Raw genomic sequence first — 18,969 nt, 5'->3', positions numbered from 1 at the left:
CTGTGTCAGCCGTCCGGCGTTCGCGTTTTCCGCGAGAGGGCTCACGCCCCCGTAGAGGAGGGGCTTCCGCTGCCGCCGCCGTCGGCCGGCTTGCTGCCCGACGGGCCGCTCGCGGCGGACTGGCTGCTGCCGCCGCCCGAGGCGGGGCCGCTCGCGGAGTTCGACCCGCCGCCGGAGGGCTGGGACGGCGGCGCGGAGGGCGTGGGCGGCGTCGTCGGGGGCTTCGACGAGGGCTGACCGCTGCCGCCGCTGGCACCGCCGCTCGGCGACGCCGAGTGCGAGGGCTTGCCGCTCGGCGAGTGCGAGGGGCTGGGCGACGTGCCGCCCGAGGACGGCGGGCCGGACGGCTCGCCGCTCCCGCTCGGGGCACCGCTCGGCGACGTGCTGCCGGAGGCGCCCGGCGAGGCGGAGCCGGAGCTGCCCGCACCGGGCGAACCGCCCGGCTTGCCGGGCTTGCCCGGCACCTGGGCGTGCCCCGCCTCGCCCGGGCCCGGCTGGTCGGCGGTGAGGCCGTTGTCGCCGTCCTGCTGCGAGGCGGACTGCCCGGGCTTCACCCGTTCGGGCGACTTCCCGTCCTGGCCGCCGGAGGTGATCCCCAGGGTGACGACCGTGCCGAGGACGGCGGCGAGCAGGGCGCCCGCACCGGCCGCGACGAGGTTGCGGCGGGCGCCGCCCATCATCATCTGCCGGGCCCAGGGCTGCCGCCCGGGGCCGCGCCGCCCGGCCTCGCGGTCGGCCGCCAGGCGGGCGATGACCGTGGTCGCGACCTGGTCCGGGTCGGCGCCGGGCGCCGCCGGGGACGCCGTCGCGGGCACGGACGGCGGCACCGCGGACTGCTCGCTGCGGGCGGCCGGGATCTCCTCACCCGCGGGCGTGCGCCCGGCGGTCCCGCCGGGGGGCCGGGGCACGGCCGGCGGCGCCACGGGCGGCACGGCGCCGGGGCGGCCGGCACCGGGCCGGGGCGCGGCGGCGGACGGGCCTCCCGCGGGGCTTCCCGCCGGGGCGGCCGGGGTGAAACCGGAGCGGTCGGCGACCAGCGCGAGCGCCCGGCGGCCCGCTATGGCGCCGCGCTTGTCGGCCATGACCCCGCGCATGCCGACGGACGCCTCCAGCTCGGCGCGGGCCCGCTGGAGATTGCCGGTGCAGAGCGCGAGGACGCCCAACTCGTGATGGAAGTAGGCCTCTTCGCCGACCTCTCCGGCGCGCCGGGCGGCCTCCTGGCCGTAGCGCAGGACGCGCTCCCAGGCACTCCAGTGCAGGGCGGCGGCGAAGGCGGGCGCGGCGGTGCGGGCGAGGAGGACGGCGGCGGCGCGGTGGCCGGGGTTCCCCTCGGCGGCCAGGGCGGCGAGGGCGGCGAGGATCGCGTCGGCCTCGGCGGCGGCCCGCTCGGGGGTGACGGAGGGGTGGCCGGTCCACCAGGCGTAGTGCTGGGCGGCGGCGTGGGCGCGGTCGGCGGCGCCGCTGCCGTAGCCCTCGTCGGTGAGCTGGGCGGCGACGCCCGTGGCGAGGCGGTAATGCCCGGCGACGGTGGTGATCAGGCCGCCGGCGAGGAGCTCGCCGACGGCCACGTCGGCGTGGGCGTCGCCCGCGAGGGCCGGCAGGTGGGCCTGGTGCGGGACCTCGCCGCCGAGAGCGACGGCGAAGCGCAGGGTCTCGCGGGCGGCCTCGCCGAGCCGGGAGGCGAGCGGGACGGCCGGGCGGGAGGCCTCGGCGAGGGAGGGCAGCGGCGTGCCCGTCTCGGCGCCGGACTCGGCCTCGGCGGCGGCGATGTAGGGCCGCTCGGCGACGACGCCGAACTCGTCGGCGGCGGAGTCCGCGGCCGGGGCCTCGCCCGGCCGGCCGTCGCCGCCCGGAGCGCCCAGCCGCAGCAGCGCGCCGGCCTGGACGAAGCGCAGCGGCAGGCCCTCGGACTCGAACCACAGGTCCGCCGCCCAGCCCGCCTCCTCGTCGGTGAGGGGCCGGTCGACGCACAGCTCCAGGAGCTCCAGGCAGGCGGTGCGGTCGAGGCCGCCGAGGAAGACCTCCTCGACGTGCGAGTCGGCGGAGGGCGCGGCGATGCCGGGGGTGGCGGAGAAGAGGAAGGCGCACTCGGGGGTGGCGTCGAGGAGCTCGTCCAGGGCGGCGCCGCCGAATTCGAGGTCGTCCAGGACGACGACGGCGCCGATCTCGCGGACGAAGCCGAGCAGCGCGGGCCGGTCGGGGCGGTGCTGGGGCGCGTGGTGGACGGCGGCGAACAGGTCGTACAGGACGTCGGTGACGGTGCGGTGGTAGCCGGTGAGGCGGACGACGCCGTCGGGGGCGAGGTCCGCGCAGTCGGCGGCGACGGCGTCCAGCAGGGCGCTGCGGCCGGAGCCGGCGGGGCCGGTCAGCCGGACGGAGCGGCCGCGCGAGAGCAGCCGGGTGAGCCGCTCGCGCTCCTCCTGGCGGTGCAGCAGGGGCAGTTCGGGGCCGGCCCGGCGGGCGGGCGGCGGGGGCGCGGCGGCGCGGAGCAGCTCGGCGCGCTCGTCGGGGGTGTGCCGGCCGGGGGGCGGGGGCACGTCGGCGGGCAGGCAGGGCTCGATCTCGCTGCCGTCGACGGGGTTGACGGTGACGGCGTAGTCACCGGCGACGAGGCGGACGACGCGGGCGAGGCCGGGGGCTCCTTGCGAAGCATCTCCGGTGGATGCGGCGGCTCCGGCGTCGGCGCCGGGCAGGGAGCCCGGGCCGCGTCCGTCCGCGGACTCGTGCGCGTCCTCGCCGAAGGCCTCGGGTCGGTTCGTCGGGTCCATGGTGAAAGCCCCCCAAATGCGTGGCGTGCCGTCTGCCCTCCCGGCCTGCCCCACTCCTTCAACCCTCGGCCGGGGCGTGCCGGCCGGCGCTTCATCGGTGCCCGCCGTGGGCTCTGTTATGCGGCCCTTTAGCGGCGGGAAAACCGAACCTCAGACCTGCGCACAGTATCCACGAAGCGACGGGGGTCCCACCGCCCGGGGCACGTCACAGTCTCATGACGCGGCGCCGATACCGCCTTCGATGGCCAGAATGCGGTGCAGCCGGGTGGCGACGAGGAGGCGCTGCATCCGGTCGGGCACGCCGCGCAGGACGAGGCGGCGGCCGGTGCGGCCGGCCCGGCGGTGGGCGCCCATGATGACCCCGAGGCCGGTGGCGTCCCACGAATCCAGCTCGGTGAGGTCGAGCACGAGGTCGCCGCGGCCCGAGTCGAGGGCGGAGTGCAGGACCGTACGGGCGTCCGCCGCGCTGCGGACGTCGAGGCGTCCGCCGACGACCAGTTCGGCGTGGTCGCCCCTGATGTGCATGTGCGCTCCCGGAGTGATGTCCGATGGTGCGTGATGACGGTGTCGTCCTGCGGCTCTTGTGGCACTTGCGGTTCTCAAGGACTGACTGGCTCTCACACGACAAGGTTGCCGTTCATGGGCGAACCGATACCTAATTCACCCGGGTGGGTGAACTAGATATCGGCTACCCGGTCGGCGCGGGTTCAGTGCTGGTAAAAGCCCTGGCCGCTCTTGCGGCCGAGGTCGCCCGCGTCGACCATGCGGCGCATGACCTCCGGCGGCGCGAACTTCTCGTCCTGGCACTCGGTGTAGATGTTCTCCGTGGCGTGCTTGAGGATGTCGATGCCGGTGAGGTCGGCGGTGGCCAGGGGGCCCATCGCGTGGCCGAAGCCCAGCTTGCAGGCGATGTCGATGTCCTCGGCGGTGGCCACGCCCGACTCGTACAGCTTCGCGGCCTCGACGACGAGGGCGGAGATCAGGCGGGTGGTGACGAAGCCGGCGACGTCGCGGTTGACGACGATGCAGGTCTTGCCGATGCCCTCGGCGAACTCCCGGGCCTTGGCCAGCGTCTCGTCGCTGGTCTTGTAGCCGCGGACCAGCTCGCACAGCTGCATCATCGGCACCGGCGAGAAGAAGTGCGCGCCGACGACGCGCTCGGGGCGCTGCGTGGCCGCGGCGATCTTGGTGATCGGAATGGCGGAGGTGTTCGAGGCGAGGACCGTCTCCTCCTTCACCAGGCCGTCCAGGGTGCGGAAGATGTCCCGCTTGGTGTCGATGTCCTCGAAGACGGCCTCGACCACGATGTCCGCGTCGGCGGCCGCGTCCAGGTCCGTGGTGGTGGTGATCCGGGCCAGGGCCTGCTCGGCCGCGGCGGCCTCCAGCTTGCCCTTGGAGACGAATTTGTCGTACGAAGCCTTGATGCCGTCCGTGCCCCGCCGCAGCGCCGCGTCGGTGACGTCGCGCAGCACGACGTCCCACCCGGCCTGGGCGGACACCTGCGCGATCCCGGATCCCATCAGTCCGGCCCCGATGACGGCGAGCTTCTTGGCCACGGCTGTCCCCTTACTCCCTGTGCTCAGATCTGTTCTGTACGCACTCTCTCGGCCGGACCTTAGCGCCCGCCGCGGCGCGGTTGGGCGGTAAGAGATGCGCGTCACGTCCCCCATGACGGACATCACACCGGGGCGCCCACTGGCCCGTCCCCACAGTGCAGTTGAGCCCCATGAGCCCCGGGCGTCACAGGGGTGGGCCGGTTGCGCGTCGGCCTCGGCGGGGCGGCGAGCAGTGGTTACGCTCGTACCCATGGTCAACCTGACGCGCATTTACACCCGCACCGGTGACACCGGCACGACGGCCCTCGGCGACATGAGCCGCACCGTGAAGACCGACACCCGGATCGCGGCCTACGCCGACGCCAACGAGGCCAATGCCGCGATCGGCGTGGCCATCGCGCTCGGGCAGCTGCCCGCGGAGATCGTCCGGGTCCTCGTCCGCATCCAGAACGACCTCTTCGACGTGGGCGCCGACCTGGCCACGCCGGTGGCCGAGAACCCCAAGTACCCGCCGCTGCGCGTCGAGCAGTCCTACATCGACAAGCTGGAGGCGGACTGCGACCACTTCCTGGAGGACCTGGAGAAGCTGCGCAGCTTCATCCTCCCCGGGGGGACGCCGGGGGCGGCGCTGCTGCACCAGGCCTGCACGGTCGTCCGCCGCGCGGAGCGGTCCACCTGGGCGGCGATGGAGCTCCACGCGGACATCATGAACCCCCTGACGGCGACGTACCTCAACCGCCTCTCGGACCTGCTGTTCATTCTCGCGAGGGCGGCGAACAAGGAGGTCGGGGACGTGCTCTGGGTCCCCGGCGAGAACCGCTGACGCACCGCGCACCACGGCCCGGCTGGGGGTCCGGGGGTTATCCCCCGGGAAAATGCAGCATCCTCGCGAGGGCGGCGAACAAGGAGGTCGTGCTCTGGGTCCCCGGCGAGAACCGCTGAGTCAGTTCTTCGCCTGCTTCGGCCAGATCGTGTAGCTCGTCGCGATGACCAGGTTGATGCCGGCCACGAGCAGCATCTTCGTCTGCCAGGCCCGCAGCGAGCTGATGTCGCCCCCGTCACCGACGTACCAGACCGCCGCCTGCAACAGGCCGAGGGCGACCGCGCAGGACAGGATCCAGCGGGCGGCGGCCTTCCACTCGTGGACGGTGCGGGCCGTGCCGTACTTCGGCGGTTTGACCGGCGGCGGGCCGCCCGCGAAGCGGTGGGCGAAGCGCGCGTCGACCCACTTGATGGTGGCGTGGCCGAGTCCGACGGAGTAGCCGATGTAGACGGCGGCCAGGCCGTGCTTCCAGTCGGCCTGTGCGCCGTTCTTCAGGTCGATCGCGGTGGCGATCAGCAGGACGAGCTCCAGTACGGGCTCCAGCAGCAGCACGGCGATCCCCGCGCGGGGCATCTTGGCCAGGTACCGCAGGCTCAGTCCGCCCGCCAGCAGCACCCAGAAGCCCACCTCGCAGATGACGATCAGCGTGACGATCACGGTTCTCTCCCTTGCCTCCCCTCCAGGCTCCCTGCCGTGACCAGCGGATTCGTCGTCGCGTACGACGATTCGGGACTGCATCCTTCGATGTAGTGCGCACTCCGCCGCACCCTCCTCCGGCCCGTCCCCGCGCCCCCGGCCGCATGCTGTGATGTACGCATGCCCCTCCGCCTGCCCGCCCGTCCCGACCGCGACGCCGTCCTCATCGCGGCCACGGGCCTGGCGGGCGGCCTGGTGCTGTGGTTCCTCGGCCTGCACAACAGCCCACCGCTGGCCGCCCTGCCCGGCTGGCTGTCGCTGGTCGCGCTGGGCATCATGTGCGGCGCCGAGCTGCTGCGGCGCAGCGCCCCGCTGACGGCCCTCGCCGTCGGCACGCTCACGCTCGCCCTCGACCTCTGCACGGGCTCGCTCGTCGCGACGATCGCCATGTACACGGACGTCGTCTACGCGGCGGTGCTCTACGGCCGCCCGTCCGTCGCCCGGCGCATCCCCCGCATCGCCGAGGTGCTGTCCGTGCTGGGGACGCTGCTGGCCGTGGCGGTGCTCCGCAAGCCGGAGGCGCTGCTGATCGGCTTCGGCTTCGGGGTGCTGATCGCGGCGCCGGCGTGGACCGGCGCGAGCGTCCGCCGGCACCGCGACGCCGCCCGCGCGGCCCGGCTGGAGGCCGAGCGGACCGCGCTGCTGGCGGAGATGGACCGCCGCGAGGCCGTGGTCGCCGAGCGCGCCCGCATGGCGCGGGAGCTGCACGACATGGTCGCGGGCCACTTGTCGGCGATCGCGATCCACTCCACCGCGGCGCTGTCGATCGGGGAGCCGAGGGCCTCGGAGGAGGCGCTCACCGTGATCCGGGAGAACAGCGTGCAGGGCCTCGCCGAGATGCGCCGGCTCATCGGGCTGCTGCGGCAGGAGAGCGGCGCGGAGGAGCCCGCGGCGGCCCCGCGGCTCGACGGCGTGGACGCCCTGCTCGCGCACGCCCGCAAGGCCGTCCGCGACGACCGGTTCCGCTTCACCCTGGACGACGCCCGGGGGCTGGTCCCCCTGCCCGCGCCGATCGAGCTCGCCGCGTACCGCATCGTCCAGGAGTCGCTCACCAACGCGGTCAAGCACGCGGCCCCGGGCCCGGTGACGGTGCGTCTGGCGCGCGAGGGCAGGGGGCGCCTGGCGGTGGAGGTGAGCAGCGCGTTCGGCGACGGGCCGGGGCCGCGCGCGCCCGGCTCGGGGGCGGGGCTGGTCGGCATGGGCGAGCGGGTGGCCCTGCTGGACGGGGAGTTCGAGGCGGGCCCGGCGGCCGGCCCGGACGGCAAACAATGGCAAGTGCGGGCGGTGCTGCCCGTACGGGAAGAGGAATCACCATGACCACCACACCCGCCGCGGAGGGCCGGGGCATCCGCGTCCTCGTGGCCGAGGACCAGGCGTCCGTGCGCTCCGGGCTCGTCCTCATCCTGCGCTCGGCGCCCGGCATCGAGGTCGTCGGAGAGGCCGCCGACGGCGAGGAGGCCGTCCGGCTGGCCCGCGAGCTGCGCCCGGACCTGGTGCTGATGGACGTGCAGATGCCGCGCCTGGACGGGGTGTCGGCGACGCGGCAGGTCGTCGCCGAGCGGTCGGCGGACGTGCTGGTGCTGACCACCTTCGACCTGGACGAGTACGTGTTCGGGGCGCTGCGCGCGGGCGCGGCGGGGTTCCTGCTCAAGGACAGCGACGCCGCCGGGCTCATCGCGGCCGTGCGGACCGTGGCGGGCGGCGAGGGGCTGATCTCCCCCGCGGTGACGCGCCGTCTGATCGCCGAGTTCGCGCGCCCCGGGCACGGGCAGCGGCCGGGGGCCCCGGAGCCGGCGGCTCTGGAGTCGCTGACGCGGCGCGAGCGCGAGGTGCTGGGAGCGCTGGGCGAGGGGCTGTCGAACGCGGAGATCGCGGGCCGCCTGGAGATGGCGGAGGCGACGGTGAAGACGCACGTCAGCAGGCTGCTCGGCAAGCTGGAGCTGCGCAGCAGGGTGCAGGCGGCGGTGCTGGCCCGGGAATGGGGACTGGTCCAGTCCTCTTGACCATTGGTACGGACCTTTCTACGCTCCCCGAGCAACTGTGCACCCCCCACCTGTCAGCACCTCTCGCCGAGGAGCACCCCCTTGAGCACAGGAACCTCAGGAAGCATCGGTCGCACCTTACGTAGAGCCGTGGTCGCCCTGGCCTCGCTCGCCCTCCCCGCCACCGCCCTCGTCGGCCTGGCGGCGGCTCCCGCCCACGCCGCTCCCTCCGCCACGGCAACGTTCGCCAAGACCTCCGACTGGGGGACGGGCTTCCAGGCGGAGTGGACCGTCAAGAACACGGGCACGACGGCCATCAGCGCCTGGACCGTGGAGTGGGACTTCCCCGCCGCCACCACGGTCGGCGCCTACTGGGACGCCCTGCTCACGAGCTCGGGCTCGCACTACACCGCGAAGAACCGCGAGTACAACGGCACCATCGCGCCCGGCGCGAGCGTCACCTTCGGCTTCGTCGCCTCCGGTGACGGCGCCCCGGCGGGTTGCAAGCTCGACGGCGGGCCCTGCGACGGCTCCTCCGCCGACACCCCGCCCAGCGCCCCCGGACAGCCCTCCTCCACCGGCGTCACCGCGAACAGCATCGCGCTGACCTGGGCCCCCGCCACCGACGACAAGGCCGTCAAGAACTACGACGTCTACCGCGGCGACAGCGTTGTCGGCACGGTCTCCGGCACCGCCTTCACCGACACCGGCCTCAGCCCGGACACCGACTACACCTACAAGGTCGTCGCCCGCGACTCGGCCGGCCAGACGGGCCCGGCGAGCCCGTCCGCCACGCTCCGCACGGGCAGCGGCGGCGGCACCGACAAGCCGCCGACCGCCCCGGGCACCCCGCAGGCCACCGCGGTCACCGACACCTCCGTCTCGCTGAAGTGGCCCGCCGCCACCGACGACAAGGGCATCAAGAGCTACGACGTCTACCGCGGCACGGTGAAGGCCGCCACGGTCGCCAAGCTCGCCTACACCGACACCGGCCTCACCCCCGGCACCGACTACACGTACACCGTCGTCGCCCGCGACACCGCCGACCAGACCGGAAAGGCCAGCCCGCCGCTGACCGTGCGCACGACGGGCGGCGGGCAGCCGCAGCCCGGTGCGGGCTACGCCAAGGTGGGCTACTTCGTGCAGTGGGGCATCTACGGCCGCGGCTACACCGTGAAGTCGCTGGAGAGCTCGGGCGCCGCCGCCAAGCTCACCCACATCAACTACTCCTTCTCCAATATCCACCCCACGGACCTCACCTGCCTCAATGGCGTCACGAAGGCCACCACGCCCAACCCGCAGGATCCGAGCCAAGGGGACGGCGCGGGCGACTCCTGGGCCGACTACGAGAAGGGCTTCGGCGCCGGCGAGTCCGTCGACGGCGTCGGCGACACCTGGGACCAGCCGCTGGCCGGCAACTTCAACCAGCTGAAGAAGCTCAAGGCCAAGCACCCCGACCTCAAGATCAATATGTCCATCGGCGGCTGGACGTACAGCAAGTACTTCTCCGACGTCGCGAAGACGGACGCCTCCCGGCAGAAGTTCGTGAAGTCCTGCATCGACATGTACATCAAGGGCAACCTGCCGGTGACGAACGGCCGCGGCGGCACCGGCACGGCCGCCGGGATCTTCGACGGCTTCGACATCGACTGGGAGTGGCCGGGCTCCGACGGCCACGCCGGCAACCACGTCTCGAAGGACGACAAGGCCAACAACACCCTGCTGTTCGCCGAGTTCCGCCGCCAGCTCGACGCCCTGAGCGCGACGACCGGCAAGAAGTACCTGCTCACGGCCTTCACGCCGGCCGACCCGGCGAAGATCGAGGCCGGCTGGGACATCACCACCAAGGACGGCACGCCCAGCGTCTTCGACTACATGGACTTCGCCAACGTCCAGGGCTACGACTTCCACGGCTCCGGCAGCGACAACAGCTGGGAGCCCAACCGCACGGGCCACCAGGGGAACCTCTACCAGGACGCCAAGGACCCGTACGCGACGAAGTTCAGCGTCGAGAAGACCGTGCAGACCTACCTCGACGCGGGCGTCGACCCGAAGAAGGTCGTGCTCGGGCTCGCCTTCTACGGGCGCGGCTGGCAGCAGGTCGCCGACGGCGGCGCGCACGGCGCCTGGCAGACGGCGAACGGGGCGGCGCCCGGCCAGTTCCCGGAGGAGTCGGGGACGCGCGGCTACGACAACCTGATCGCGTCCGTCGCGGGCCTCACCGTCTACCACGACGAGCAGTCGGTGGCCACGTACGGCTACACCGGCGGCAACGGGCAGTGGTGGACGTTCGACGACGCCTGGTCGATCGGCAAGAAGACGGCCTGGCTCAAGCCGAAGGGCCTGGGCGGCGTGATGATCTGGGAGATGTCCGGGGACAGCGGCACGCTGATGACGGCCGTCGACAACGGTCTCCGGTAGCCACCGTCACCAATGGCCTCAAAACGCCGGCCGGGCTGAATTCAGCCCGGCCGGCGTTTTGAGGCCACGGGAAGCTAAGCCACATTCACACGCTGACCGGGAGGCGCCGCCTCCAGCCACGCCAGGAAGCCCGTGAGGGCGTCCTCGCTCATCGCGAGCTCCAGCCGCGTCCCCTGGTGGAGACAGATCAGCACGACCGCGTCGGACAGCAGGGCCAGCTCCTCGTCGCCGAGGGGCGACCGCCGCTCCAGCACCTCGATGGACGCGCGCTCCAGCATCCGCCGCGGCCGCGGCGCGTACGAGAAGACCCGGAACCACTCGATCCGGTCACTGTTGTAGCGGGCGACGCCGTACACCCACCCCTTGCCGTCCACCGGGCCCTGCTCCGGGACGTTCCAGCGCAGACTGCAGTCGAACGTACCGCCGGAGCGCTGGATCAGGCGTCTCCGCAGCCCGAAGACGAAGAGCCCCACCAGCACCAGCAGGACGACGACGCCGCTCACGAGCAGAGCGAGGACCATCTCCACCGACCTCCTCGCATCATCTAGAGCAACGGGCTTGTATTACCTCAGCCGCGGACCGCCCTGGAATGTTCCAGTGCGGTCCGCGGCTGAGGGACGAACTCATCGGGCCGTGGGCTAGTGCCCCGCGACCGCTCGCAGCCGGACGTCGGCGCGCCGCTCGGCGGCGGCGTCCGCCGCCGACTTGGCACGCTCCAGCGCCCGCTCCGCACGCTGGATGTCGATCTCGTCGGCGAGCTCCGCGACCTCGGCGAGCAGCGAGAGCTTGTCGTCCGCGAACGAGATGAACCCGCCGTGCACCGCGGCGACGACATTGCCGTCGGCGGTCCTGATGGTCACCGGGCCGGACTCCAGCACACCGAGCAGCGGCTGGTGGCCGGGCATGACGCCGATGTCACCCGATGTGGTACGCGCGATGACCAGAGTGGCCTCGCCGGACCAGACGCTTCGGTCCGCCGCGACCAGCTCGACGTGCAGCTCAGCAGCCAACGTGGCTCCTCGGGTCTTCACCTGCCGGGCACGGCAGGTGTTGGGTCAAAGAATAGGGGACGTGGCTGCCGGGGGCGGGAGCGCCCCGCCCCCGGCAGCGGACGAGCACGGGGCTCAGGAGACGCCCAGCTCCTTGGCGTTCTTCTTCAGGTCCTCGAGACCACCGCACATGAAGAAGGCCTGCTCGGGGAAGTGGTCGTACTCACCGTCGCAGATGGCGTTGAACGCCGCGATGGACTCCTCCAGCGGGACGTCGGAGCCGTCGACACCGGTGAACTGCTTCGCCGCGTGGGTGTTCTGCGACAGGAAGCGCTCGACGCGACGGGCGCGGTGGACAACGAGCTTGTCCTCCTCGCCGAGCTCGTCGATACCGAGGATCGCGATGATGTCCTGGAGGTCCTTGTACTTCTGCAGGATGCCGCGGACCCGCATGGCGGTGTCGTAGTGGTCCTGCGCGACGTAGCGCGGGTCCAGGATGCGGGACGTCGAGTCCAGCGGGTCGACCGCCGGGTAGATGCCCTTCTCCGAGATCGGACGCGACAGCACGGTCGTGGCGTCCAGGTGGGCGAAGGTGGTCGCCGGGGCCGGGTCGGTCAGGTCGTCCGCGGGGACGTAGATCGCCTGCATCGAGGTGATCGAGTGACCACGGGTCGAGGTGATGCGCTCCTGGAGGATGCCCATCTCGTCCGCGAGGTTCGGCTGGTAGCCCACCGCGGAGGGCATGCGGCCCAGCAGGGTGGAGACCTCGGAACCGGCCTGGGTGAAGCGGAAGATGTTGTCGATGAAGAACAGCACGTCCTGCTTCTGCACATCGCGGAAGTACTCCGCCATGGTCAGACCGGCCAGGGCCACGCGCAGACGGGTGCCCGGGGGCTCGTCCATCTGGCCGAAGACCAGCGCGGTCTTGTCGAGAACGCCGGCCTCCTCCATCTCCACCATGAGGTCGTTGCCCTCACGGGTGCGCTCGCCGACGCCGGCGAAGACGGAAACGCCCTCGTGCAGCTTCGCCACACGCATGATCATTTCCTGGATCAGCACGGTCTTGCCGACACCGGCACCACCGAACAGACCGATCTTTCCACCCTTGACGTACGGGGTGAGAAGGTCGACGACCTTCAGGCCGGTCTCGAACATCTCGGTCTTGGACTCGAGCTGGTCGAAGGCCGGGGCCTTGCGGTGGATGGACCAGCGCTCGGCGTCGGCGACCGTGGACGGGTCCTCGTTGAGGACCTGGCCCAGGGTGTTGAACACCTTGCCCTTGGTCACGTCACCGACGGGGACGGTGATGCCCGTGCCGGTGTTGGTCACCGGGGCCTGGCGGACCAGACCGTCGGTGGGCTGCATGGAGATCGCGCGGACCAGGCCCTCACCCAGGTGCTGGGCGACCTCGAGGGTCAGCGTCTTGCGAGCGCCCTCCTCGGCCGGGTCGTCGACCTCGACGTGCAGAGCGTTGTAGATCTCCGGCATCGCGTCGACGGGGAACTCCACGTCGACGACGGGGCCGATGACCCGCGCGACGCGGCCCGTGGCGGCGGCCGTCTCAACAGTGGTCGTCATTAGTTGTCACTCCCCGCGGTCGCGTCGGCCAGAGCGCTGGCGCCACCGACGATCTCGCTGATTTCCTGGGTGATTTCGGCCTGGCGGGCCGCGTTGGCAAGCCGCGAGAGCGACTTGATGAGCTCTTCTGCGTTGTCGGTCGCGGACTTCATCGCACGGCGGCGGGCCGCGTGCTCGGAAGCGGCGGCCTGGAGCAGAGCGTTGTAGATCCGGGACTCCACGTACCGCGGAAGCAGTGCGTCGAGGACCCCTTCGGCCGACGGCTCGAAGTCGAACAGCGGCATGAGCCGGCCGGGCGTAGCAGTCTCAGCAGCCTCCTGCTCCACCGGGGCCTTCTCCAGGCTCAGCGGCAGCAGGCGGTTGTCGACCGGCGTCTGCGTCATCATCGAGGCGAACTCGGTGAAGACGATGTGCAGCTCGTCCACGCCGCCCTCGGCGGTGTCCAGCTGAACGGCCTCGATCAGCGGACCCGCGATGCGCTTGGCATCGGCGTAGGTCGGGCTGTCCGTGAAGCCGGTCCAGGACTCCGCCACCGGGCGCTCCCGGAAGCCGTAGTACGCGACGCCCTTGCGGCCGACGATGTACGTGACGACGTCCTTGCCCTCGGCCCGGAGGCGCTCGGTGAGCACCTCCGCCGCCTTGATGGCGTTCGAGGAGTAGCCGCCGGCCAGACCGCGGTCGCTCGTGACGAGCAGCACCGCGGCCCGGACCGGGTTCTCCGCCTCGGTGGTCAGGGCGTGCCTGGTGGTGGACCCGGTGGCAACCGCGGTCACTGCCCGGGTGAGCTCACTGGCGTACGGAGTCGATGCGGCCACCTGGCGCTGCGCCTTGACGATGCGCGAGGCGGCGATCATCTCCATCGCCTTGGTGATCTTCTTGGTCGCAGTGACGGACTTGATCCGTCGCTTGTAGACCCGGAGCTGGGCACCCATGCTCAGCCCTCGCCCAGCAGCTTGCCGTCCGAGGTCTCGAACTGCTGCTTGAAGGACGCGATCGCGTCGCCCACGGCCTGCAGCGTGTCGTCGGACATCTTGCCGCCCTCACGGATGGAGGTCATGAGGCCCTTGTGCTCGCGGTGCAGGAAGTCCAGCAGCTCGCGCTCGAAGCGGCGGATGTCCTCGACCGGGACGTCGTCCATCTTGCCGGTGGTGCCGGCCCAGATGGAGACGACCTGGTCCTCGGTGGAGTACGGGGCGTACTGCGCCTGCTTCAGCAGCTCGACCATGCGCTTACCGCGCTCCAGCGAGGCCTTGGAGGCCGCGTCCAGGTCGGAACCGAAGGCCGCGAAGGCCTCCAGCTCACGGAACTGGGCGAGGTCCACGCGAAGCCGGCCGGAGACCTGCTTCATGGCCTTGTGCTGGGCGGAGCCACCGACACGCGAGACCGAGATACCGACGTTCAGGGCCGGGCGCTGGCCGGCGTTGAACAGGTCGGACTCCAGGAAGCACTGGCCGTCGGTGATGGAGATGACGTTGGTCGGGATGAACGCCGAGACGTCGTTGGCCTTGGTCTCGACGATCGGCAGACCGGTCATCGAGCCGGCACCCATCTCGTCGGAGAGCTTGGCGCAGCGCTCCAGCAGACGCGAGTGCAGGTAGAAGACGTCACCCGGGTAGGCCTCGCGGCCCGGCGGGCGGCGCAGCAGCAGCGACACGGCGCGGTAGGCGTCGGCCTGCTTCGACAGGTCATCGAAGACGATCAGGACGTGCTTGCCCTGGTACATCCAGTGCTGACCGATGGCCGAGCCGGTGTAGGGGGCGAGGAACTTGAAGCCCGCCGGGTCGGACGCGGGGGCCGCGACGATCGTCGTGTACTCCAGCGCACCGGCCTCCTCCAGCGCCGCGCGCACGGAGGCGATGGTCGAGCCCTTCTGGCCGATGGCGACGTAGATGCAGCGGACCTGCTTCTTCGGGTCGCCGGTGCGCCAGTTGTCGCGCTGGTTGATGATCGTGTCGACGGCCAGCGCGGTCTTGCCGGTCTGGCGGTCACCGATGACCAGCTGACGCTGGCCGCGGCCGACCGGGGTCATCGCGTCGACGGCCTTGTAGCCCGTCTCCATCGGCTCGTGGACCGACTTGCGCTGCATGACCGTGGGGGCCTGCAGCTCGAGGGCGCGGCGGCCCTCGATGCCGGTGATCTCGCCGAGGCCGTCGATCGGGTTGCCCAGCGGGTCGACGACGCGGCCGAGGTAGCCCTCGCCGACCGCGACGGAGAGCACCTCACCGGTGCGCTGCACCGGCTGGCCCTCCTCGATGCCGCTGAACTCGCCGAGGACGACCGCACCGATCTCGCGCTCCTCGAGGTTGAGGGCGAGACCGAGGGTTCCGTCCTCGAACCGCAGCAGCTCGTTCGCCATGGCCGAGGGAAGGCCCTCGACCTTAGCGATGCCGTCGCCGGCAACGCTGACCGTACCGACCTCCTCGCGCGAGGCCGCGTCCGGCTTGTACGCCTGGACAAAGTTCTCCAGCGCGTCCCGGATCTCCTCCGGCCGGATCGTGAGCTCCGCCATCTGGGTTCCCTGCTCTCCTTGTTGGGCCCGAAGTATTTCTTCTCCGGAGGCCGGTTCCCGCAGCTCGCGCTGCTGGCCCCCGGAGGACACCGTCGGCCCAACTCGGGCCGTCAGTCATGCTCTTGAGTTGGTGGCTGTCAGCCGGCCATCCGCCGGTCCGCCTCGGCGAGGCGGTCCGCGATGCTGCCGTTGATGACCTCGTCGCCGATCCGCACCTGCACACCGCCGAGGATCTCGGGGTCGATGTCCAGGTTGAGGTGGACGCGGCGCCCGTACAGCTTGGCGAGCGCGTCGCCGAGCCGCTGCTTCTGGACGTCGCTCATCGGCACCGCGGACGTGACCACCGCGACCACACGGTCCCGGCGATCGGCTGCCAGCTTGGAGAGGGCATTGAGCCCCGCCTCCAGGCTACGGCCCCGCGGCTGTGCCACAAGGCGGACAACGAGTCGCTCGGTGACCGGGTTGGCCCGGCCTCCCAGCAGCTCCCGCACCAGGGCGGCCTTCGCCGAGCGGTTCGCGACCTTGTCCGTCAGCGCGGCCCGCAGCTCGGAGCTGGAGGCGACGATCCGGCCGAAGCGGAACAGCTCGTCCTCGACGTCGTCCAGGACACCGGCGCGCTCGGCGGCGATGAACTCGGCGCCGGAGGCCAGCTCCTCGATGGCGTCCACCAGGTCGCGCGAGCGCGACCAGCGGGAGCGGACCATCCCGGAGACCAGGTCGGCGCACTCGCCGCCCACCTGGCTGCCGAGCAGCCGCTGGGCCAGCTGGGACTTCGCCTCGCCGGCCTGCGCCGGGTCGGTCAGGACCCGGCGCAGCGACACCTCGCGGTCCAGCAGCGCGGTGACCGCGGCAAGGTCCTCGGCGAGCTTCGCCGCGTCCACGGACGTGTTGTCCGCCAGCGCGTCGAGGCGCTCACGTGCGGAGGCCAGCGCCTCCCGGCTCGCTCCGCTCATCGGTTCGCCTCTGCCTTCGTCGCACCGGCCGCCGCCTTGGCCTCGAGGTCGTCGAGGAAGCGGTCGATGGTCCGGCTCTGCCGGGCCGCGTCGGCGAGGGACTCGCCGACGATCCGGCCGGCCAGGTCGCCGGCGAGCTTGCCCACGTCCTGGCGGAGCGAGGCCGAAGCGGCCTTGCGGTCGGCCTCGATCTGGGCGTGGCCGGCAGCGATGATCTCCTCGCGCTGACGCTCACCCTCGGACCGCATCTCTGCGATCATCGACGCACCCTGCTCCTGCGCCTCCTGGCGCATGCGGGCGGCCTCATGGCGGGCGTCGGCGAGCTGTGCCCGGTAGTCCTCGAGCACCTGCTGCGCCTCGGCCTGGGCGGCCTCGGCCTTCTCCATGCCGCCTTCGATGGCCTCGCGGCGCTCGTCCAGAGTCTGGTTGATCTTCGGGAGGAGCTTCTTGCCGAGGAAGATGAAGACGATGGCGAAGGCGATCAGGCCGATGACGAGCTCTGGGAGCGGGGGCAGGAGCGGGTTCTCCAGCTCCCCCTCGCTCGCCAGGACTGCCAGGGGATTCACATCAATGCCTTCCGTCGAAAACAGTGGTCGTCAGGCGGTGATCAGGAGGACGGGTAGACGAACGGCATGACCAGACCGATCAGGGCGAGCGCCTCACAGAAGGCGAAGCCGAGGATCTGGTTGGCGCGGATCAGGCCGGCGGCCTCGGGCTGGCGGGCCAGGGCCTGGGTGCCGTTACCGAAGACGATGCCGACGCCGACGCCGGGGCCGATCGCGGCCAGGCCGTAGCCGATCGAGCCCAGGTTGCCCTTGATCTCGACACCAGCGGCGATGGTCTGGAGAGCAGCAGACATGCTCGTTCTTCCTTCTCTTTCACGGACCGGTGGGGGTTGGCCACCGGACGACTGTTGGTCTGGGGAGCGGGGGTGCTCAGTGGTGCTCTGCGAGCGCGCCCTGGACGTAGTTGGTGGCCAGCAGCACGAACACGTACGCCTGGACGGCCTGGATGAAGAGCTCGAAGGCGGTCATCACGATCGTCATCACGAAGGAGACGCCCGCGTACGCGATCCCGATCCCGTTCAGCAGGTACCAGCTGGCGATGGTGAACATCAGGATCAGCAGGTGGCCGGCGAACATGTTGGCGAAGAGCCGCACCGCGTGGGTGAAGGGGCGGATGATCACGTTCGAGAAGAACTCGAGGGTCACCGCGAGCGGGAGGATCGGGCCCAGCGACTTGTCATAGCCCGTGATGTTCTTCAGGCCGCCGACGAAACCGTGCTTCTTGAACGTCAGGAACATCCACAGGACGTAGACGATCAGTGCGAGCGCCGCCGGGAAGGCGATGATCGACGTCACCGGGAACTGGGCGACCGGAATGATCGACCAGAGGTTCATGATCCAGACGAAGAAGAACAGCGAGACCATGAAGGGGACGTACTTCTCGCCCTCCTTCTTGCCGAGCGAGTCGTAGACGATGCCGCGGCGCACGAAGTCGTAACCCGCCTCACCGACCATCTGCAGCTTGCCGGGGACCACCTTGGCCCGGCCGAACGCCGCCCAGAAGAAGCCGATGACGATGACCGTGGTCAGCACGGCCAGCAGCATGGGCTTGTTGAACTCGATCCCACCGACGGTGAAGAGCGGCTCGAACAGGAAGGAGTTGAGGCCTGGGGCCGGGAAGCCGCACCCGTCGAAGATGTGGCAGTTGGTCTCGAAGGCGAGCATCTCGTTAGCACTCACCGCGAGCTCCTTCAGCGTGGCGCATAGGTACGGCAACCTCGTTGTGTCGGCACGGCTCGAAGCCGCGGAACGGCACTGGACTGGTCTTGCGGATGGGGGGGCGGGTGATCGGCGCGGGGCCGGTCGCGGGCATCAGCTGCATGGACTGCCGATTCCGGCCCGGAAAACTCGGGTGTTCAGCTGCCTGCGCCCACTGTGCCTCAGATGGCACCGGACGATAGCAGGTGAGCGCCGGCACCTTTATCGCGGCCCTACCGGTCACGTCGGAGACCCGGCGGGCGCGGACTTCTTCGCCTCGGCGGATTCCGGATCGACATAAAGGATCTTGGCCTTCAGATACGCCCGGGTCTGCGCGGCGGTCCACACGAGGACCGCGCCGAGCAGCGCAAAGGCGAACGCCCGGGTGTTGAACAGCGACGTGTCCCGGAAGACCGCGAGAACGACCGCGGAGATCAGGAACTGCGTCACGTAGAGCACCAGACCCATGGCCTGGAACAGGTGCGGGAAGGACTTGGCCGTGCGCTGGAGAACGAAGAGGCCGAGGGCCATCACGCCGCCCGCCACGAGGGTGCCGACGACGGCGCCGACCGCACCCTTGCCGCCGGCGAGCACACCGCTGACGGCGGCGGCGACGAGGCCGGCCACGGCGGTCGGGACGGCGCACTGCAGGAGTGTTCGGGCGTCGTTGGACTGCATGAAGGGTTTCTCCGGCGATGAGGTCGGAAGCAACGATTCGTCGTGGACGAGCGTATCCCCGGAAATGCTCACGGCTTACGACGAAGGACCGCCGCACTACGGTCCATCGGCTCTAGCACCGGGTTTCGTGAACGGTATCACAAACTATTTGATGAGGTCTTTACCTACATCGTGTGCCGGACGTCACACGCAAGGGTCACGTCGCTGGTCAGGGCGCTGACGAGGGGTGGGTTCTCTGATAGAGAACCCGTCC

General features: G+C 71.1%; 18 protein-coding genes. 4 read left to right on the top strand and 14 right to left on the bottom strand.

The features are described 5' to 3' along the window. Positions 1–41 precede the first annotated feature (41 nt). From D7231_RS05375 to D7231_RS05365, 3 genes are all read right to left on the bottom strand, one after another. A complete protein-coding gene (locus D7231_RS05375) occupies positions 42–2,768 on the bottom strand; it encodes a P-loop NTPase family protein (RefSeq protein WP_120753753.1) in 2,727 nt (908 codons plus the stop codon). Positions 2,769–2,981: 213 nt separating this feature from the next. After that, positions 2,982–3,293 carry an STAS domain-containing protein gene (locus D7231_RS05370; protein ID WP_030368012.1) on the bottom strand — a complete coding sequence of 104 codons (312 nt, stop codon included), beginning with the start codon at positions 3,291–3,293 and terminating at the stop codon, positions 2,982–2,984. A 182-nt stretch (positions 3,294–3,475) separates the two neighbouring features. Continuing rightward, positions 3,476–4,324: a 3-hydroxyacyl-CoA dehydrogenase family protein gene (locus D7231_RS05365; RefSeq protein ID WP_120753752.1), complete on the bottom strand. Its 849-nt coding sequence runs from the start codon at positions 4,322–4,324 to the stop codon at positions 3,476–3,478. Between the two features lie 250 nt (positions 4,325–4,574). Between D7231_RS05365 and D7231_RS05360 the strand changes: the two genes are divergently transcribed. Further along, positions 4,575–5,147, top strand: a complete 573-nt coding sequence (locus D7231_RS05360) for a cob(I)yrinic acid a,c-diamide adenosyltransferase (protein WP_120753751.1) — start codon at positions 4,575–4,577, stop codon at positions 5,145–5,147. A 120-nt stretch (positions 5,148–5,267) separates the two neighbouring features. Here D7231_RS05360 and D7231_RS05355 read toward each other — a convergent pair whose 3' ends face one another. Next, positions 5,268–5,804 (bottom strand): hypothetical protein, encoded by a 537-nt coding sequence (locus D7231_RS05355; RefSeq protein ID WP_120753750.1) that lies wholly within the window; start codon positions 5,802–5,804, stop codon positions 5,268–5,270. A gap of 159 nt (positions 5,805–5,963) precedes the next feature. Between D7231_RS05355 and D7231_RS05350 the strand changes: the two genes are divergently transcribed. The 3 genes from D7231_RS05350 to D7231_RS05340 all read left to right on the top strand — a co-directional run bounded on the left by D7231_RS05350 (position 5,964) and on the right by D7231_RS05340 (position 10,246). Continuing rightward, on the top strand, positions 5,964–7,160 hold the full coding sequence (locus tag D7231_RS05350) for a sensor histidine kinase (RefSeq protein WP_120753749.1): 1,197 nt from the start codon (positions 5,964–5,966) through the stop codon (positions 7,158–7,160). Continuing rightward, the gene (locus tag D7231_RS05345; RefSeq protein ID WP_120753748.1) at positions 7,157–7,846 is read left to right on the top strand and encodes a response regulator; all 690 of its coding nucleotides are present in this window, start codon (positions 7,157–7,159) and stop codon (positions 7,844–7,846) included. Before D7231_RS05350 ends, D7231_RS05345 begins: the two co-directional genes overlap by 4 nt. A 129-nt stretch (positions 7,847–7,975) precedes the next feature. Then, on the top strand, positions 7,976–10,246 hold the full coding sequence (locus D7231_RS05340; protein ID WP_324196842.1) for a glycoside hydrolase family 18 chitinase: 2,271 nt from the start codon (positions 7,976–7,978) through the stop codon (positions 10,244–10,246). A gap of 74 nt (positions 10,247–10,320) precedes the next feature. Here D7231_RS05340 and D7231_RS05335 read toward each other — a convergent pair whose 3' ends face one another. The 10 genes from D7231_RS05335 to D7231_RS05290 form a co-directional block, all read right to left on the bottom strand. Then, entirely contained in the window at positions 10,321–10,767 is a 447-nt protein-coding gene (locus D7231_RS05335; protein WP_120753746.1) for a DUF2550 domain-containing protein, read from the bottom strand. A 117-nt stretch (positions 10,768–10,884) separates the two neighbouring features. Beyond that, positions 10,885–11,256, bottom strand: coding sequence for a F0F1 ATP synthase subunit epsilon (locus tag D7231_RS05330; protein WP_120753745.1), 372 nt, complete (start codon positions 11,254–11,256; stop codon positions 10,885–10,887). A gap of 114 nt (positions 11,257–11,370) precedes the next feature. Then, positions 11,371–12,813, bottom strand: coding sequence for a F0F1 ATP synthase subunit beta (atpD, locus tag D7231_RS05325; RefSeq protein ID WP_120753744.1), 1,443 nt, complete (start codon positions 12,811–12,813; stop codon positions 11,371–11,373). Next, entirely contained in the window at positions 12,813–13,745 is a 933-nt protein-coding gene (locus D7231_RS05320; RefSeq protein ID WP_120753743.1) for a F0F1 ATP synthase subunit gamma, read from the bottom strand. The genes atpD and D7231_RS05320 overlap by 1 nt, the downstream gene beginning before the upstream one ends. A 2-nt stretch (positions 13,746–13,747) precedes the next feature. Next, positions 13,748–15,322, bottom strand: a complete 1,575-nt coding sequence (gene atpA / locus D7231_RS05315) for a F0F1 ATP synthase subunit alpha (protein ID WP_120753742.1) — start codon at positions 15,320–15,322, stop codon at positions 13,748–13,750. Positions 15,323–15,459: 137 nt separating this feature from the next. After that, a complete protein-coding gene (locus tag D7231_RS05310) occupies positions 15,460–16,275 on the bottom strand; it encodes a F0F1 ATP synthase subunit delta (RefSeq protein ID WP_120753741.1) in 816 nt (271 codons plus the stop codon). Then, positions 16,272–16,841 (bottom strand): F0F1 ATP synthase subunit B, encoded by a 570-nt coding sequence (locus tag D7231_RS05305; RefSeq protein ID WP_106679179.1) that lies wholly within the window; start codon positions 16,839–16,841, stop codon positions 16,272–16,274. Before D7231_RS05305 ends, D7231_RS05310 begins: the two co-directional genes overlap by 4 nt. A gap of 41 nt (positions 16,842–16,882) precedes the next feature. Continuing rightward, complete coding sequence (atpE, locus tag D7231_RS05300) at positions 16,883–17,134, bottom strand: ATP synthase F0 subunit C (RefSeq protein WP_030367998.1); 252 nt, start codon at positions 17,132–17,134, stop codon at positions 16,883–16,885. A 76-nt stretch (positions 17,135–17,210) separates the two neighbouring features. Continuing rightward, a complete protein-coding gene (gene atpB / locus D7231_RS05295) occupies positions 17,211–18,005 on the bottom strand; it encodes a F0F1 ATP synthase subunit A (protein ID WP_120753740.1) in 795 nt (264 codons plus the stop codon). Between the two features lie 273 nt (positions 18,006–18,278). Continuing rightward, complete coding sequence (locus D7231_RS05290) at positions 18,279–18,716, bottom strand: Cg1360 family ATP-synthase-associated protein (protein ID WP_120753739.1); 438 nt, start codon at positions 18,714–18,716, stop codon at positions 18,279–18,281. Between the last annotated feature and the right edge of the window lie 253 nt (positions 18,717–18,969).

This window comes from Streptomyces klenkii (genome assembly GCF_003626645.1).
Taxonomy (GTDB): domain Bacteria; phylum Actinomycetota; class Actinomycetes; order Streptomycetales; family Streptomycetaceae; genus Streptomyces; species Streptomyces klenkii.
Note: the sequence above shows the minus strand (reverse complement) of the source record. Positions and strands in the feature narration are given on the sequence as shown.

Coding starts and splice junctions, on each gene's coding strand:
- D7231_RS05375 (WP_120753753.1), bottom strand. CDS start 2,768: ATGGACCCGACGAACCGACCCGAGGCCTTCGGCGAGGACGCGCACGAG.
- D7231_RS05370 (WP_030368012.1), bottom strand. CDS start 3,293: ATGCACATCAGGGGCGACCACGCCGAACTGGTCGTCGGCGGACGCCTC.
- D7231_RS05360 (WP_120753751.1), top strand. CDS start 4,575: ATGGTCAACCTGACGCGCATTTACACCCGCACCGGTGACACCGGCACG.
- D7231_RS05350 (WP_120753749.1), top strand. CDS start 5,964: ATGCCCCTCCGCCTGCCCGCCCGTCCCGACCGCGACGCCGTCCTCATC.
- D7231_RS05345 (WP_120753748.1), top strand. CDS start 7,157: ATGACCACCACACCCGCCGCGGAGGGCCGGGGCATCCGCGTCCTCGTG.
- D7231_RS05335 (WP_120753746.1), bottom strand. CDS start 10,767: ATGGTCCTCGCTCTGCTCGTGAGCGGCGTCGTCGTCCTGCTGGTGCTG.
- atpD (WP_120753744.1), bottom strand. CDS start 12,813: ATGACGACCACTGTTGAGACGGCCGCCGCCACGGGCCGCGTCGCGCGG.
- D7231_RS05320 (WP_120753743.1), bottom strand. CDS start 13,745: ATGGGTGCCCAGCTCCGGGTCTACAAGCGACGGATCAAGTCCGTCACT.
- atpA (WP_120753742.1), bottom strand. CDS start 15,322: ATGGCGGAGCTCACGATCCGGCCGGAGGAGATCCGGGACGCGCTGGAG.
- D7231_RS05310 (WP_120753741.1), bottom strand. CDS start 16,275: ATGAGCGGAGCGAGCCGGGAGGCGCTGGCCTCCGCACGTGAGCGCCTC.
- atpE (WP_030367998.1), bottom strand. CDS start 17,134: ATGTCTGCTGCTCTCCAGACCATCGCCGCTGGTGTCGAGATCAAGGGC.
- atpB (WP_120753740.1), bottom strand. CDS start 18,005: ATGCTCGCCTTCGAGACCAACTGCCACATCTTCGACGGGTGCGGCTTC.
- D7231_RS05290 (WP_120753739.1), bottom strand. CDS start 18,716: ATGCAGTCCAACGACGCCCGAACACTCCTGCAGTGCGCCGTCCCGACC.